Annotated in this window: 14 protein-coding genes; 6 read left to right on the forward strand and 8 right to left on the reverse strand. The window is 29.6% G+C overall.

Annotated features, from left to right (window positions below):
* Positions 1-3: 3 nt before the first annotated feature.
* The gene (locus ACFQZW_RS05155) at positions 4-555 is read left to right on the forward strand and encodes a toxin-antitoxin system YwqK family antitoxin (protein WP_298285339.1); all 552 of its coding nucleotides are present in this window, start codon (positions 4-6) and stop codon (positions 553-555) included.
* Here the strand turns inward: ACFQZW_RS05155 and ACFQZW_RS05160 are convergent.
* Together ACFQZW_RS05160 and ACFQZW_RS05165 are read right to left on the reverse strand one after the other, a co-directional pair.
* Positions 552-1,163, reverse strand: a complete 612-nt coding sequence (locus tag ACFQZW_RS05160) for an FAD-dependent oxidoreductase (RefSeq protein WP_386781601.1) — start codon at positions 1,161-1,163, stop codon at positions 552-554. The two genes, ACFQZW_RS05155 and ACFQZW_RS05160, sit on opposite strands and share 4 nt — an antisense overlap.
* Positions 1,164-1,174: 11 nt before the next feature.
* A complete protein-coding gene (locus ACFQZW_RS05165; RefSeq protein ID WP_386781602.1) occupies positions 1,175-1,756 on the reverse strand; it encodes a MarC family protein in 582 nt (193 codons plus the stop codon).
* Between the two features lie 89 nt (positions 1,757-1,845).
* Here ACFQZW_RS05165 and ACFQZW_RS05170 point away from each other — a divergent pair, with 89 nt between their 5' ends.
* From ACFQZW_RS05170 to ACFQZW_RS05190, 5 genes are all read left to right on the forward strand, one after another.
* Positions 1,846-2,412 carry a DUF3109 family protein gene (locus tag ACFQZW_RS05170; protein WP_386781603.1) on the forward strand — a complete coding sequence of 189 codons (567 nt, stop codon included), beginning with the start codon at positions 1,846-1,848 and terminating at the stop codon, positions 2,410-2,412.
* 281 nt (positions 2,413-2,693) lie between these two features.
* Positions 2,694-3,665, forward strand: a complete 972-nt coding sequence (locus ACFQZW_RS05175; protein ID WP_386781605.1) for a ribonucleotide-diphosphate reductase subunit beta — start codon at positions 2,694-2,696, stop codon at positions 3,663-3,665.
* Between the two features lie 122 nt (positions 3,666-3,787).
* A complete protein-coding gene (locus ACFQZW_RS05180; protein ID WP_386781607.1) occupies positions 3,788-6,169 on the forward strand; it encodes a ribonucleoside-diphosphate reductase subunit alpha in 2,382 nt (793 codons plus the stop codon).
* 230 nt (positions 6,170-6,399) lie between these two features.
* The gene (locus tag ACFQZW_RS05185) at positions 6,400-8,655 is read left to right on the forward strand and encodes an inorganic phosphate transporter (RefSeq protein WP_298285328.1); all 2,256 of its coding nucleotides are present in this window, start codon (positions 6,400-6,402) and stop codon (positions 8,653-8,655) included.
* A gap of 92 nt (positions 8,656-8,747) precedes the next feature.
* Positions 8,748-10,529, forward strand: coding sequence for a Na/Pi cotransporter family protein (locus ACFQZW_RS05190; RefSeq protein WP_386781610.1), 1,782 nt, complete (start codon positions 8,748-8,750; stop codon positions 10,527-10,529).
* A 34-nt stretch (positions 10,530-10,563) separates the two neighbouring features.
* Here the strand turns inward: ACFQZW_RS05190 and phoU are convergent, their stop codons facing one another.
* The 6 genes from phoU to ACFQZW_RS05220 all read right to left on the reverse strand — a co-directional run bounded on the left by phoU (position 10,564) and on the right by ACFQZW_RS05220 (position 16,142).
* Complete coding sequence (gene phoU, locus ACFQZW_RS05195) at positions 10,564-11,229, reverse strand: phosphate signaling complex protein PhoU (RefSeq protein ID WP_298262862.1); 666 nt, start codon at positions 11,227-11,229, stop codon at positions 10,564-10,566.
* A 12-nt stretch (positions 11,230-11,241) separates the two neighbouring features.
* Entirely contained in the window at positions 11,242-12,066 is an 825-nt protein-coding gene (gene pstB, locus ACFQZW_RS05200; RefSeq protein WP_298262962.1) for a phosphate ABC transporter ATP-binding protein PstB, read from the reverse strand.
* On the reverse strand, positions 12,057-12,911 hold the full coding sequence (pstA, locus tag ACFQZW_RS05205; RefSeq protein ID WP_298262861.1) for a phosphate ABC transporter permease PstA: 855 nt from the start codon (positions 12,909-12,911) through the stop codon (positions 12,057-12,059). Before pstA ends, pstB begins: the two co-directional genes overlap by 10 nt.
* Positions 12,904-13,782, reverse strand: a complete 879-nt coding sequence (gene pstC / locus ACFQZW_RS05210) for a phosphate ABC transporter permease subunit PstC (protein ID WP_298262860.1) — start codon at positions 13,780-13,782, stop codon at positions 12,904-12,906. The genes pstA and pstC overlap by 8 nt, the downstream gene beginning before the upstream one ends.
* A gap of 70 nt (positions 13,783-13,852) precedes the next feature.
* Positions 13,853-14,809, reverse strand: coding sequence for a PstS family phosphate ABC transporter substrate-binding protein (locus ACFQZW_RS05215; protein WP_298262859.1), 957 nt, complete (start codon positions 14,807-14,809; stop codon positions 13,853-13,855).
* A 130-nt stretch (positions 14,810-14,939) separates the two neighbouring features.
* Positions 14,940-16,142, reverse strand: a complete 1,203-nt coding sequence (locus ACFQZW_RS05220; protein ID WP_298262858.1) for an OprO/OprP family phosphate-selective porin — start codon at positions 16,140-16,142, stop codon at positions 14,940-14,942.
* Positions 16,143-16,519 lie beyond the last annotated feature (377 nt).

Here is a 16,519-nt window from a genome sequence, read left to right on the forward strand (position 1 = left end):
TAAATGTTTAAAAGAAAGCAATCTTTTAGTTTATTTATACAGCTAATAAGTGTTTTTATACTATTTATTGGATGCCATAAAAATACGCACGATTCAAATTCAATAAACCAAAATGCCAGTAAAATTTATCCTGTTTCTCTCAATTCCAATGAACCCATCACAGGAGCATTAATTATAAAAGATTCTTTAGGGAACATTAAAGTTGATGGCAATTTAAATGAAGGGAAAATTGATGGCAAATGGATTGAATATTTTCAAAATGGTGAAATTAAACATGAAAGAAACTATTCTGACGAAAAATACCACGGAATAAATAAGGAATATTATCAAAATGGTCAATTAAAATGGATTGGAAGGTTTGAGTATGGTAAAAAAATTGGGCAACACAAAGAATGGTATAAAAATGGAAAAATAAAGTCTGAAATTTATTATGTAGATGATAAAATTGAAGGATTATGGAAACAATGGGATGAAAACGGAGTTTTAATTTCTGGAGTAAATACAGAAGAAAAGAAAGGTTTTTTTAAACGATTGTTTGGGTTTATCAATCCTTAATTAACACTATCATGAATCATGGTTTGGTTTCCATCATTCCAAGCAGTTAAAATATCGGTAGCCACTTGAGCTCCACTGCCTGCTGCAATGGCAAACTGACTTCTCCAGCCAGCTAAAACTCCTGCAACATAAATACCATTTATTACCAAATGATTGTTGTTTTTTAACATAATTCGTTCCTTTTTTGGCGGCAAACTTGGATGTAATGTTACAAATTGTTCTAAGCCCTTGATATTAAATAAATTTGAAGGCCCTACTGCTACCACAATTAATTTTGCTTTATAAACTTCTTTATTGGTATAAATTGTAAAGTTAGGCGCATTCCCTTCAATTTTATTCACTTTTTCTTTTTCAATTTGAGTTATATGAGGATATAGATTGGATAATTGATTTAATCCTTCATTAAGTATTGTAACTCCCTTGGTTCCTTTTTTAAACCCTAACACATTATTTAATTCTGCATTTTGAAGTGCTGAAGATTTTTGGTGTGCTAAAATTCCTATTTTTTTATCAACAGCAAAAGGCTTGTTATTAGCCGATCCCAAAATTAATGCACAGGATAAACCTGCCGCACCTGCACCAATAATTAAAACATCAAAATCTTTCATTATGCTAAAATTTATGAAATTAAACCTTGAATATTAGACGCAAATAATTTAACCGCTATTGCCAAAAGAATCACACCAAATATTTTTCTAATAATTAAAATACCATTGTCTCCAATTAACCTTCCTAATTTATTAGAGGTTTTAAGAACTATGTACATAAATATAATATTAATTATTATAGCTATTATAATATTAATGGTTTCAAACTCAGCTCTTAAAGATAAAATAGATGTTAAACTTCCAGGACCCGCAATTAATGGAAATGCTAAGGGAAATACAGACGCTGTTTTAGCATTGGTTTCGTCTTCTTTATAAAGCGAAACCCCTAAAATCATTTCTAAAGCAATAAAAAACAATATAAAAGCACCTGCAACAGCAAATGAATTCACATCAATTCCTATTAAATTTAAAATACTTTTTCCTAAAAATAAAAATGCAATCATAATAATCGCTGCAACAATTGATGCTCTTTCAGATTGAATATGTCCAAACTTTGCTCTTAAATCAATTATTATAGGAATATTTCCAACTACATCAATAACAGCAAACAATACCATAGTTGCTGTAAAAATTTCTTTAAAATCTACTACCATAACATTTTATTTTATTTAAATGGCAAAATTATACATTCACAATTTAAATTATAACAAAAATAATGTAAAAAATAGTTTATTTTTGCCACATGTTTCAATTAGGAAAAACGATCGTTTCAGAAGATATTATTGACAAAGACTTTGTCTGTAATTTAAATGCTTGTAAAGGTAAATGTTGTATTGATGGCGAAGCTGGTGCTCCGTTAGAAGAAAATGAACTTCAAATACTATTAGATATTTATCCAAAAGTTAAACCTTTTTTAAGAAAAGAAGGTATTGCAGCTATAGAAGATCAAGGTTTATTTATTACCAATGAAGGAGAATATGAAACTCCATTAATTGATGATAAAGATTGTGCTTTTGTTATTTTTGATAAAAATAATATTGCTAAATGTGGTATTGAAGAAGCCTATAATCAAGGTAAAATTAAATGGAAAAAGCCTATTTCTTGCCACTTATATCCTGTTAGGTTAATGGAATATAGTGAATTTATAGCCGTAAACTACCACAAATGGCCTATTTGTGATGATGCTTGTGTTTTAGGACAAGAATTACAAGTTCCCGTATATAAATTTGTAAAAGATGCTTTAATAAGAAAGTTTGGAAAAGATTGGTATAGTGAATTAGAAAAAGTAGCTGAAAATTATAAAAAATAACCACATCAAAACAATCTAAAATTTAAAATTATTTTTAAGTTTTAGGATCTTTTATTTAAACCCAACAAAATCAATTAGGGAGCTAGTATTTAAAAATTTATCTATCTGTTTTTCTGTATTTTAACTAAATTGAAAAAAGGTTAAAAAAAGTAAAAATGTTAAAAACTTATAAGCAAATGTGAATAAGTAAACCTTTTTTGGTGTCTTATTTTTTTCAATATTTGTTTTTCTCGTACTTTACGAAAACTAACCTAAATTTAAAAATCAAAAAAGAAAGATAAATGTCGTTTATTGAACCTATTTTACAAGAAAATAAAGATCGATTTGTAATTTTTCCTATTCAACACCATGATATATGGGAGTGGTACAAAAAACAAGAAGCAAGTATTTGGACTGCTGAGGAAATTGATTTACACCAAGATGTTATAGATTGGGAAACTAAATTAACTGACGATGAACGATATTTTATTAAACATATTTTAGCCTTTTTTGCAGCTTCTGATGGTATTGTAAATGAAAATTTAGCAGAAAATTTTGTAAGTGAAGTTCAATATTCTGAAGCTAAATTCTTTTATGGTTTTCAAATAATGATGGAAAATATACACTCTGAAGTATATTCATTATTAATTGATACTTATGTTAAAAATGAAGAAGAAAAAAACGAACTATTTAAAGCTATTGAGGTTTTTCCTGCCATTAAATTAAAAGCTGAATGGGCTTTAAAATGGATAGAAAGTCCAAGTTTTGCAGAACGTTTAATAGCTTTTGCAGCAGTTGAAGGCATCTTCTTTTCAGGAAGTTTTTGTTCAATATTTTGGTTAAAGAAAAGAGGATTATTACCTGGATTAACTTTCTCTAATGAGCTTATTTCTAGAGATGAAGGTTTACATTGTGATTTTGCAGTACACCTACACAACAACCACATTATAAATAAAGTTTCCAAAGAACGAATTACGGAAATAATTGTTGATGCATTAGATATTGAGCGCAAATTTATTACTGAGTCTTTACCCGTAAGTTTAATAGGAATGAATGCTAAATTAATGACTCAATATTTAGAGTTTGTTACCGATCGCCTATTAACTGAATTTGGCTGTGAAAAAGTATATAATGCTTCAAATCCTTTTGATTTTATGGAAATGATTTCATTAGAAGGTAAAACTAATTTCTTTGAAAAAAGAGTATCAGAATATCAAAAAGCTGGTGTTAAAAGTGGAGGAACAGGAAGCATAAGTTTTGATGCAGATTTCTAAAAAACAATAAAAATTTAAATCAAATTACAGGTAAACCCCTATTGAATTTGAAGACTTCAAATTCAATGGCATACTAGTATATTACAATAAAAAACTAACTAAAAATTAATAAAGTGTAACCTATGTTTGTATTAAAAAGAGACGGAAGAAAAGAGCCTGTGATGTTCGATAAAATCACAGCTAGAGTTAGAAAAATGTGTTACGGATTAAACAGTTTAGTGGATCCTGTTAAAGTAGCCATGAGAGTTATTGAAGGTCTTTACGATGGTGTAACAACTTCAGAATTAGATAACTTAGCTGCAGAAACAGCTGCTACTATGACAGTTCAACATCCAGATTACGCTAAACTTGCCGCACGTATTGCTGTTTCAAACCTACATAAAAACACTAAAAAAACATTTTCTGAAGTAATGACGGATTTATACAATTATGTAAATCCTCGTACTGGAAAAAAAGCCCCATTATTATCTGATGAAACCTATAAGGTAATTATGGACAACGCAGCTAAATTAGATTCAACCATCATATACAATAGAGATTTTGGATACGATTACTTTGGATTCAAAACATTAGAACGATCTTATTTATTAAAATTAAATGGAGAAATAGCCGAACGTCCTCAACATATGTTAATGCGTGTAGCAATTGGTATTCATCAAGAAGATATTGATGAAGCGATTGAAACTTACGAGTTAATGTCGAAGAAAATTTTTACACACGCCACTCCAACTCTATTTAATTCAGGAACACCAAAACCACAAATGTCTTCATGTTTTTTACTACAAATACAAGAAGACAGTATTGATGGTATATACGATACCTTGAAACAAACTGCTAAAATATCACAATCTGCCGGAGGAATTGGGTTATCTATTCACAATGTTAGAGCTACAGGAAGTTATATTCGTGGAACTAATGGAACTTCAAATGGAATTGTACCAATGCTAAAAGTGTATAATGATACCGCTCGTTATGTAGATCAAGGTGGAGGTAAACGTAAAGGATCCTTTGCTATTTATATGGAACCTTGGCACGCTGATGTTTTTGATTTTCTTGATTTAAGAAAAAACACCGGAAAAGAAGAAATGCGTGCTCGTGATTTATTTTACGCAATGTGGATTCCAGATTTATTTATGAAACGTGTAGAAGAAAATGGAGATTGGACACTAATGTGTCCGAATGAGTGCCCTCATTTATTTGACACTTATGGAGATGAATTTGAAAAGCTATATACTGGTTACGAAAAGGTTGGCAAAGGACGTAAAACTATCAAAGCTCGTGAGCTTTGGGAAAAAATATTAGAAGCGCAAATTGAAACAGGCAATCCTTATATGTTATATAAAGATGCTGCCAACCGCAAATCTAATCAAAAGAATTTAGGGACTATTCGCTCCTCAAATTTATGTACCGAAATTATGGAATATACTGCAAAAGATGAAGTTGCTGTTTGTAACTTAGCCTCAATTGCAATACCCATGTTTATAGAAGAAAATGAAAAAGGAGAGAAGTTTTTCAACCACCAAAGACTATTTGAAGTAACCAAAAAAATTACGCGCAACTTAGATACGGTTATAGACCGTAATTATTACCCTGTAAAAGAAGCAGAAAACTCTAACTTCCGTCACAGACCAATTGGACTTGGAATTCAAGGTTTAGCCGATGCTTTTATTATGTTACGTATGCCATTTACAAGCGATGAAGCTAAAAAATTAAACGAAGAAATATTTGAAACTATTTATTTCGCTGCTGTTACCTCTTCAATGGAAATAGCAAAAGCAAAAGAACCATACTCAACTTATGAAGGTTCCCCAATTTCACAAGGAGAATTCCAATTTAATATGTGGGGAATTTCCGAAGATGATTTAAGCGGTCGATGGGATTGGAAAGCTCTTAGAAAAAATGTAAAAGAAAATGGGGTAAGAAACTCACTTTTAGTAGCTCCAATGCCAACAGCCTCTACCTCCCAAATTTTAGGAAACAACGAAGCTTTTGAGCCTTATACTTCTAATATTTATACTCGAAGAGTTTTAAGTGGAGAATTTATTGTTGTAAACAAACATTTATTAGAAGACCTAGTAGAATTAGGATTGTGGAACAACGAAATGAAAGAAAGTATTATGAGAGCCAATGGTTCTATTCAACATATTGAAGCAATTCCTCAAGAATTAAAAGACTTGTATAAAACTGTTTGGGAAATGAGTATGAAAGACATTATTGATATGTCTCGCCAAAGAGGATATTTCATTGATCAATCTCAATCACTTAACCTATTTATGCAAGATGCTAATTACTCAAAATTAACATCTATGCATTTCTACGCTTGGAAAAGTGGTTTAAAAACAGGAATGTATTATTTAAGAACAAAAAGTGCTGTAAACGCAATCCAATTTACACTTTCTAATAAAAAGAAAGTAGAAGATGCGCCTTTATCACCTGAAGAATTAAAAGCCATGTTAATTGCATCTCAAAATAATCCTGATGATTGTGAAATGTGTGGATCATAAACAATACTAAAATCACCCCTTTTATTTAATGAATCCCCAACTTTTATTTTAAAAGTTGGGGATCTTTTTTAAAAAAATAATTGAATTAATTAGTATCTTTAAATATCAACTAACAATCATAAAAATATGATTACGTAACATTAATTTAACATTAATTTAAAGTTGGTAACATTAAATTAATATACACTAACATATTTGAAAGTAATTTTGCAAAATTAAAAAAATAAAAAATGGGAGATATTTACATTTTAATGCTTGTTGCACTTACAGTATTAGCAATAATTGATTTGGTAGTTGGAGTTAGCAACGATGCCGTTAACTTTTTAAACTCTGCAATTGGCTCAAAAGCCGTTTCAATAAAAGCTATTTTAATAATTGCCAGTATAGGTGTGGCACTTGGAGCTATTACTTCAAGTGGTATGATGGAAGTTGCAAGAAAAGGGATTTTCAATCCTTCAGAATTCTATTTTAATGAAATTATGTTCATTTTTATGGCAGTTATGATAACAGACATTTTGCTATTAGATGTGTTTAATTCCTTAGGAATGCCAACATCAACTACAGTATCTATAGTTTTTGAATTATTAGGAGCAGCTGTGGCTATGGCATTAATAAAAATTTCTAATAATGATGCAGAAACATTAGTAAATGTAGGTAAATACATCAATTCTGAAAAAGCATTGCTTATTATCTCTGGAATTTTACTTTCTGTTTTTATAGCCTTTACAGTTGGTGCTATTGTACAGTTCTTGTCGCGTTTATTATATTCATTCCAATTTGATAAAAGACAAAGTTATGTAAATGCTCTATTTGGAGGTTTTGCTATCACTGCCATTACCTATTTTATTTTTGTAAAAGGATTAAAAGGAACTCCTTTTTACGATGATGTTAAACACTTAATTGAAGGTAGAACCTATCAAATTATTATTTATGGATTTATTTTTTGGACCATTTTATCACAGCTATTAATTTCTATATTTAAAGTAAATATTCTAAAATTTATTGTAATAATTGGTACATTTTCATTGGCCATGGCCTTTGCCGGAAACGATTTAGTAAACTTTATTGGTGTTCCTATTGCTGCTTGGAATTCATATCAAGAATGGGATGCATCTGGTATCGCCGCTAATGAATTTTCTATGGGTGTACTTGCTAAAAAAGTACCTTCAAACCCAACATTACTTTTTCTAGCTGGAATGATTATGGTGATTACCCTTTGGTTTTCAAAAAAAGCAAAATCAGTTATTGAAACAGGCATCAACTTATCTAGACAAGGTGATGGGCACGAAAAGTTTCAAGCAAATGTAGTTTCAAGAACAGTTGTAAGAGGCGCTATTTTATTTAGTCAAGGAATCAATAAAATTTTTCCTCAAAAAACTTTAGATTGGGTAGATTCAAAATTTCAAAAACCAGTAATTGAACTCCCAAAAGATAAATCATATGAGTTGCCTGCTTTTGACATGGTTAGAGCTTCTGTAAATTTATTTGTTGCAGGTATTTTAATCTCTATCGGTACTTCCTTAAAATTACCTTTATCTACTACCTATGTTACATTTATGGTAGCTATGGGTACTTCTTTAGCAGACAGAGCTTGGGGAAGAGAAAGCGCAGTTTACAGAGTTGCTGGTGTATTTAATGTGATTGGAGGTTGGTTTTTAACTGCATTATCAGCTTTTACCGTTGCTGCAGTTTTTGCATATATTATCTATCTTGGAGAAATAGTATCAGTATCAATTTTATTAATAATTGTATTGTTCTTAATTGGACGCAGTTCAATTAGACACACAAGAAAAGCTAAGGAAAAGAAAGCTAAAAGATATATGGAGCGTGCAGAGTTGATTACAATTAATGAAGTTATAAATGAAAGTACAGATCATATTTCAGAAGTAGTTAGAAGAGTAAATAAACTGTTTACTAATGTTGTCAACGATTTATCAACTCACGATTTAAACAAGCTTTCTAAAACTGAAAAACACGTAAAAAAACTAAATAAAGAAGTTAATGAGTTAAAAGAAGATGTTTTCTACTTTATTAAATCACTTGATGATACATCGGTTAAAGCAAGTAGGTTCTATTTGTTAGTTTTAGGGTATTTACAAGATATTACACAATCTATCGAATATATATCCACTACAAGTTATAAACACGTTAATAACCAACACAAACATTTAAAGAAACCTCAAATAAATGATTTAAAAGCTATTAACGAAGAATTGAAAGTTTTATTCAATCAAATTGAAAAAGATTTTAGTGAAAATACATTCCACAATTTGGCACAAATTATAGATGCAAAACAAGATATTTTCAATCATGTATCTGAATCTATTGACAAACAAATTTCAAGAATTAGAACCGATGAAACAAGTCCTAAAAACAGTACTTTATATTTTGGTATTCTTCTTGAAACTAAAGATTTAATATCAGCTTTAATGAGCTTATTACAACTATATCAAGAATTTCATATTATGGAAGAAAGAAACAAGTAATACTAGTTAAACATACTTTAAAGGGTCTTCAAATTTAATTGAAGGCCTTTTTTATTTTAGCTATATTTACTTTTTAATTTTTGTATTTACTTATGTTTAGGAGGCTTCTATTTATTGTTTTTTTAGTTGTTTTAGCTGTGGTATTAGTACTTAATCCAAATTTTAAAACTATTTCTGCAGGTATTGCCATACTCCTTTTTGGTATGATAATGTTAGAAGAAGGTTTTAGAGTTTTCACTAAAGGACCACTTCAAAATCTATTAAAAAAAGCAACAAATAAACTTTACAAAAGTATTTCTGTTGGTGCTTTGGTTACAGCATTATTACAATCTAGCTCTTTAGTTTCCGTAATTACCATTTCATTCATTAGTGCAGGACTCATTAGTTTAACAGGTGGTTTAGGTCTAATATTTGGAGCAAATATTGGTAGTACTGCAACCGCATGGTTAGTTGCTGGTTTTGGTTTAAAAATAAAAATATCAGCTTTAGCAATGCCAATGTTAGTATTTGGAATTATATTTTCTATTCAAAAAAATGAAGTATTTAAAGGTATTGGTAATGTATTAGCAGGTTTAGGATTCTTTTTCTTAGGTATCTATTTTATGAAAGAAGGATTTGAAGTATTTAGCAAATACATAGATTTAACTCAATATGCCGTTTCAGGATATTTAGGAGTTTTATTATATACAGCAATCGGTATTATTATAACGGTTTTACTACAATCAAGTGCTGCCTCCTTGGTGTTGGTATTAACAGCTTTAGCTGCTGGACAAATAACCTATGAAAATGCATTAGCCATAACTATTGGCGCTAATATAGGCACCACAGTAACTGCTATTTTAGGAGCCATAAGCTCTAATGTTTCTGGTAAAAGATTGGCAGGTGCTCACTTAATTTTTAACATTGTAACAGGTATAATTGCTCTTATATTTATTTTTCCACTAGCAAGTTTAGTTAATTATTTAGCTGAAATTTTTGGAATAAAATATAGTGATTATACCTTAAAACTGGCTTTATTTCATACTATATTTAATATTTTAGGTGTTATTTTAATGATTCCTTTTATTAAATCTATTGAAACTCTTTTATTAAGAATTTTTAAAGAAAAAATTAAAGGTACAGATGAACCAAAATACTTAAATGAAGCCGTTTTAAAATTTCCAGGAACAGTCATATCCTCACTAATAAATGAAACCAAACATTTGTATAAAAATGCCATTTTTGAAATTGTAGCTCATGCATTAAACATTCATAGAGAAGATATCATTTCTGATAAAAAAATTAAAAGTATTGTTAAAAAATCTACAACTGATATGCAAATTGATGTTGAAGAATTGTACTATAAAAAAGTAAAAAGTATTTATGGAGAAATTATAAGATATGCTTCAACTGCACAAAACACACTTCATTTAAATAAAAAACAAAATTCTACAATTACCAACATAAAAATTGCTAACCGAAAAATGGTTGAAATTATTAAAGAAGTTAGAGAGTTAAATAAAAACGTCACCAAATCATTAAATTTAGACAATAAGTACTTATTAAAAGAATATGATGGTTTTAGAAAAAAAGTAATTAAAGTTTTACGAATTATTTATTTGTTTAGAACTGAAAATAAAACCTTGAAATACGCAGAAAAATTAATTGAATTAAAAAAACAAGCCAAAGAAAATATAAAACAAAATAATAAATCCATTGATATGTTAATTAGAAAAAATTTAATTACGTCTGAAATGGCATCTTCACTTTTTAACGACTATGCCAATGTTAACGAAATGATTAAAAAGCTTATTGAAGTTGCTGAATTATTGTATAATGAAAAACATTCAATTTTTGAAAACAATGGTAATGAGGCACAAAAAAAGAGTGCTTAAAGCACTCTTTTTTGCGTATAAAATAACATTCTTATTACTTTTTCTTTTTGTGTTTTAACACTTCAGCATCAATATAAAAAATAATTTCTTCAGCAATATTTTTTATTAAACCTCCAACACGTTCTAATTTTTTTACAACAACAAATAATAATAATGCTTGTTTAATAATTTCATTATCCTTTTTAATTTCTGCCTCTAAAATATCAAATGCTTTGGCATTTATTTTATTTAATGCTTTTCCTTTTTTAAAAACTTTTCTTGAAATTTTAACATCGTTTTCTTCATATGCAACAGTAATATCTTCAAGCATTGAAGTTAAGGTTTCGTACATTTTATCAAAACTTAACGCCTTAAACAAACTTGCAGGTATTTTTTTATCTTCATCAACCACATAATTAGAAATCTCATAAGCTATATCTCCCATTCTTTCTAGGTCTAGGTTAATTTTTCTAATAGCCATGATAAAGCGCAAATCTATTGCAACAGGATTGTAAAGTGCTAAAAATTTTTCACAATCACGTTCAATTTTTAAATCAAGTGCATTTACACGAGTTTCGCCATTCATAACTTCTTCGGCTAAATCACTGTCGTGATTCTTTAAAGCTTCTGTGGCTTTTTCCAATTGTGAAGTACACAAATTAAGCATTTCAAGCCCTGTTTGATTTAAAGAGGCTCTTTGTTGTTCAGCATTTATAACCATAATGTATATTTTTTATCCAAAACGTCCAGTAATATAATTCTCTGTTTGTTTTTTTTCTGGATTTGTAAAAATTGTTTTTGTTTTATTGTATTCAATTAATTCTCCAAGGTAGAAAAAAGCCGTATAATCACTTATTCTACTAGCTTGTTGCATGTTATGAGTTACAATAATAATTGTATATTTTTCTTTTAGCTCAAAGATAAGATCTTCAATTTTAGCTGTTGATATGGGGTCTAGGGCTGAAGTTGGTTCATCCATTAAAATTATAGATGGCTCTACTGCTAAGGTTCTAGCAATACATAAACGCTGTTGTTGACCTCCTGATAAAGCTAAGGCAGATTTTTTTAAGTTATCTTTTACTTCGTCCCATAAATCTGCTTGCTTTAAAGCCTTTTCAACTCTTGCTTCTATGAATTTTTTATCTTTTATTCCTTGGATTTTTAAACCATAGGCTACATTTTCGAAAATAGATTTAGGAAATGGGTTTGGTTTTTGAAACACCATTCCAATTTCTTTACGAAGTTCTTCAACATTCACCTTCTTCTTGTATATATTTTTACCATCTATTTTAATTTTACCTTCCATTTTAAAGCCATCAACATAATCATTCATTCTATTAAACAATCGCAAAAACGTAGATTTTCCACAACCTGAAGGACCAATAAAAGCCGTTACACTATTTGGTTTTATGTTCATATCAATACCTTTAATGGCATTAAAATCATCGTACCAAACTTTTACATTTTTTATATCAATTTTTTGTAAAGATTTAGATTGATTATTATCAACTATATTCTTCACTTCTTTTTTCTCTTTAATTTTTTCCATTATTTCCATTTCTTTTGCCATCTATTTCTAAAATAAACAGCGATACCATTCATTACAAATGTAATAAGTAATAATATAATAATTGCTGCTGCTGCATTTTCAATAAATCCATGTTGTGGTCTTGAAATCCAATTAAATATTTGGATAGGCAATACCGAAAATTCATCCATTGGTGTAGAAGGTGCAAAAGGCACATAAGCCAAAGCTCCAATAACTATTAATGGTGCTGTTTCACCAACTGCTCTTGAAAGTGCTAAAATAACACCTGTTAAAATACCTCCTCCAGAAGCAGGTAATATTTGATGCCAAATAGTTTGCCATTTGGAAGCTCCTAAAGCAAATGAAGCGTCTCTAATAGAGTTTGGAACTGATTTTATAGCTTCTCTAGTTGCTACAATTATAATTGGCAAAATTAATAAAGACAGTGTTAAACTTCCTGTTAAAACACTGGCTCCTAAATTCATAATTCTAGCAAATAATTCGAGTCCTAATAATCCATAAATAATGGATGGTACACCTGCTAAATTTGAAATATTAATTTCTAACAAAGCTGAAAGCCTATTCTTTTTACTATATTCTTCTAAATAAACACCTGCTGCAACTCCAATTGGAAAAGAAATGATTGTTGTTAAAATTAAAATCCAAATGCTTCCCATTAGGGCTGTATATATACCAGATTTTTCAGCTTTTCTAGATGGCAAGTCAGTTATAAACTCCCAATCAATTCTACTTATCCCATCAATAAAAATATCTCCAATAAAAATAATCAATAACACCAATCCTATAAGTGTACAAACTATTCCCCAGATTTTGAACAGTTGATCTTTCAATCTATTTTTTTGAATACTATTCATACTTTTCTTGGTATTTTTTTCTGATTCTGTAACTCAACGTGTTTAACAAAAACGTAAACACAAACAAGGTAATACCTGCAGCAAATATGGTCCTATACTCTATGGAACCATGTTCAACATCACCTAAACTAACCTGAACAATATAAGCGGTTATAGTTTCAACTGGAACAGTAGGATCTAATGTTAAACGAGGTTGCTGACCTGCGGCTACCGCAACAATCATGGTTTCTCCTATGGCTCTAGAAATAGCTAAAATTATAGAAACTATAATTCCTGATGAAGCAGCTGGAACCACTACTTTAAAAGCTGTTTGCAATTTAGTTGCCCCCATTCCATAAGAAGCTTCTCTTAATGCTCTTGGAACTGCATGTAAAGCATCTTCACTAATGGAAGATACAAATGGAATTATCATAATTCCCATAACAACACCTGCAGAAAGTGAGTTAAACCCAGATAGGTTTGGAATAAATTGTTGTAAAAATGGAGTTACTACTATTAAAGCAAAAAAACCATAAACAACTGTTGGAATAGCTGCTAAAAGCTCTAATAAAGGTTTGATTGTTTTTCTGAAACTTTTAGGAGCATATTCACTTAAATAAATACTTATTGATAACCCAATAGGTAACGCAACAGAAATAGCAATTAAAGATGTTAAAAATGTTCCTGAAAGTAATGGTAAAATTCCGTAATGTTTATCTGTAAATAAAGGAGTCCATTGGGTATCCGTAAAAAAATCAAATAAAGAGACTTCTTTAAAAAAACGAACTGCTTCAATTGCAAGAACTGAAATGATACCTACAGTAACTGCAATAGTAATTAAAGCACTTCCTAAAAGTGATTTTTCTATTACTAGTTCTCTAATTTTTCGCATTAAAAAGATAATTTAAAGAATGTGAATCAGGCATTATGGTAATGCCTGATTTATAAATAAAACCAAAAATTTATTGGTTGTTTTCAACAAAATTTTTAAAATTTTCTTTTTGTTGTACGTATAGTTCAGAAGGTAAAGGAATGTATCCTACATCTTTAGATAATTCACCTGAGTTATCAATGTAAAAATTAACAAACTCTACTACCTCTTTCGATTTTACAGAAGTACTATTTACATATACAAATAAAGGTCTAGATAGTGGTTTATAAGTTCCGTTACTTACGGTTTCTAATGTTGGTTTAATCACTTCTTCTCCATTATGAACACCTATCAATGTTAATTTATCTTTGTTCTCAGTGTAATATGCCAATCCAAAAAATCCTAAGGCAAATTTATCTCCTGCAATACCTTGAACCAATACATGATCATCTTCACTAGCTGTAAAGTCACCTCTACTTGAACCACTTTTACCAACAATAGCTTCCGTAAAATAATCGTAGGTACCAGAAGCAACTCCAGGACCAAATAAATGAATTTCTTCATTAGGCCATTCTGGTCTAATTTGATTCCATTTCATAATTACACCCTGAGCGGCAGGTTCCCATATTTTCTTTAGTTCTTCAATCGTAAAACTATCTACCCAATCATTTTCTGGGTTTACTAATACTGCTAAGCCATCATAAGCAACTTCTAATTCTAAGTAATTGATGTTATTTTCTTTACAGGCAGCAATTTCTTTTTCTTTAATTGGGCGAGAAGCATTTGATAGGTTAGTTTCCCCTCTTGAGAATTTTTTAAAACCTCCTCCTGTTCCTGAAACACCTACCGTTACTTTAACATCTGGTTGAACTGCTCTAAATTCTTCGGCTACAGCTTCAGTAATAGGAAACACAGTACTTGAACCATCAACTTTAATAGTTCCTGAAAGTTTTCCTGTAGTTTCTTCTTTGTTTTCTTTTTGTGATTTTTTGTCTCCACAAGCACCTACTATAAATGCTAGTGATAAAATAAATACTAATTTTTTCATTTTTGTCTTTTATTATTTGCTTGCAAATAAATGCACTGAACGTTAATTTTTAGTTAATTTAAAATGATTAAAACAACAATATTTTTAAATTTTAATTATTTGATAATTAGGTTTTTAAATATATTTTACTTTAAAAATCTATTTGAAAACGCATTTGAAAAGCGTTGAATTGTCCATCTCCATGGTATTGAGTATTATTTTCTATGTTAGAAATCACATAATTGGCCATAATTCGTGTTGCAGGATTTAAATGCCAATTTAAACCAGCAGTAATATTGCCCATCTTATCATTATTCATCCCATCAATTCCAGAATATCGTAATGCAACTTCTAAAGCACCTATTCCATTTTCTCCAAAATTTGATGCAGGTTTTACACGGTCAAATCCATCCATAGAATTTTTATACACTCTTTTTTCTCCTGTTAAAAAATAACTAGCTTGTAGATAATAACTGGTAAAGTTTTCATCGTTTAAAGATGAATTTACATTGGCTGCTGAGTATTCTCCTTGTAATGAAAATGAATTAGCCACCCAAGCTGTTTCAAAATTGAAAAGATGTACATTATCAACACCACTTACATTTGTTTGGATATATTTATTTGAGATGTGAACTTCTGGTCTTACTGAATAACCAAAAGAATGGTTTTCTTGTGGTTTTCTATAACTGTATGAAAGACCTAAATGAAGTAATGAATTTTCTTTATTCAACACGGCACCTGCTATTCTAGATGTTATGGCATAATCACCATTTGCTTCAGGACTGTCTGAAGTTGCTTTATCAGCACCTCTAAACAAGCCTATTTGCCAGGACATTCTTTTATTAGCACTTTCATTAAAAAGCATAAATCCAGAATTTCTTTCAGGAATCATTGAAATTGGTAACGCTCTTTCCATAAATGTAATGTACTTACTACTAGTAAGCGCTTCTAATCTATAAGGTTCTTTAAAATGCCCAACTCGTAAGTTTCCAACAGCAGGCAATTTTTTTAAGGTTATATAGGCATCTTTTAAAGTAACTTCACCACCTGTAAAATCTACTTGAAGTTTAAAGTCAATATTTTTATAAATCGTTCCTGAAGTAAATAAACGTGCTCTACGAAATTCATTTCCGTTTTCAGAAGCTAGTGTGTACCCATTGGTCTCAGCCTTATTATTTAATGAGAAAAAACCAAAATCGTACATTAAACGACCTCCAAATTTCATTTTAATGCTTTTATCAGCATTCTCGATTTTAAATCCATTATCCCATTTAGTAGAGAAAGGATTCTCTTGAGAATTCATAAAAAAGTAGCTAAAAAATAATGCTACCAAAAGAACATTCTTTAATTTCATAATTATTAGTTTTTGTCACTGCAAAGAACCAATACATTTGTTAAATTAACGTTATCAAGTTGTTATTTTTACACTACTTTTTGGTAACCAAAAAAGGCCACTTTTTAAAAGCAGCCTATACATTTCAATAATTGAGTCGACAAAAACTAACAAATTAATATGAAATGATTTTTATTTCTTATTTAAATAACACTCACAAAAATCATTAAATAAACTCTAATTTATGTAACCAAAACATTATTTTAACATTAATATTTTTTAAAAAGTTAAAGGTCATTTATTAGTCATCATCCTATTTACAAAGTATCATTTCTTTAATATGCAAATTTTTAAGTCGTAATTAACAACTCGTCAAATTACTGTTTTTCAAGTGATTA

This window comes from Lutibacter aestuarii, from assembly GCF_042676885.1.
Classification (GTDB): domain Bacteria; phylum Bacteroidota; class Bacteroidia; order Flavobacteriales; family Flavobacteriaceae; genus Lutibacter; species Lutibacter aestuarii.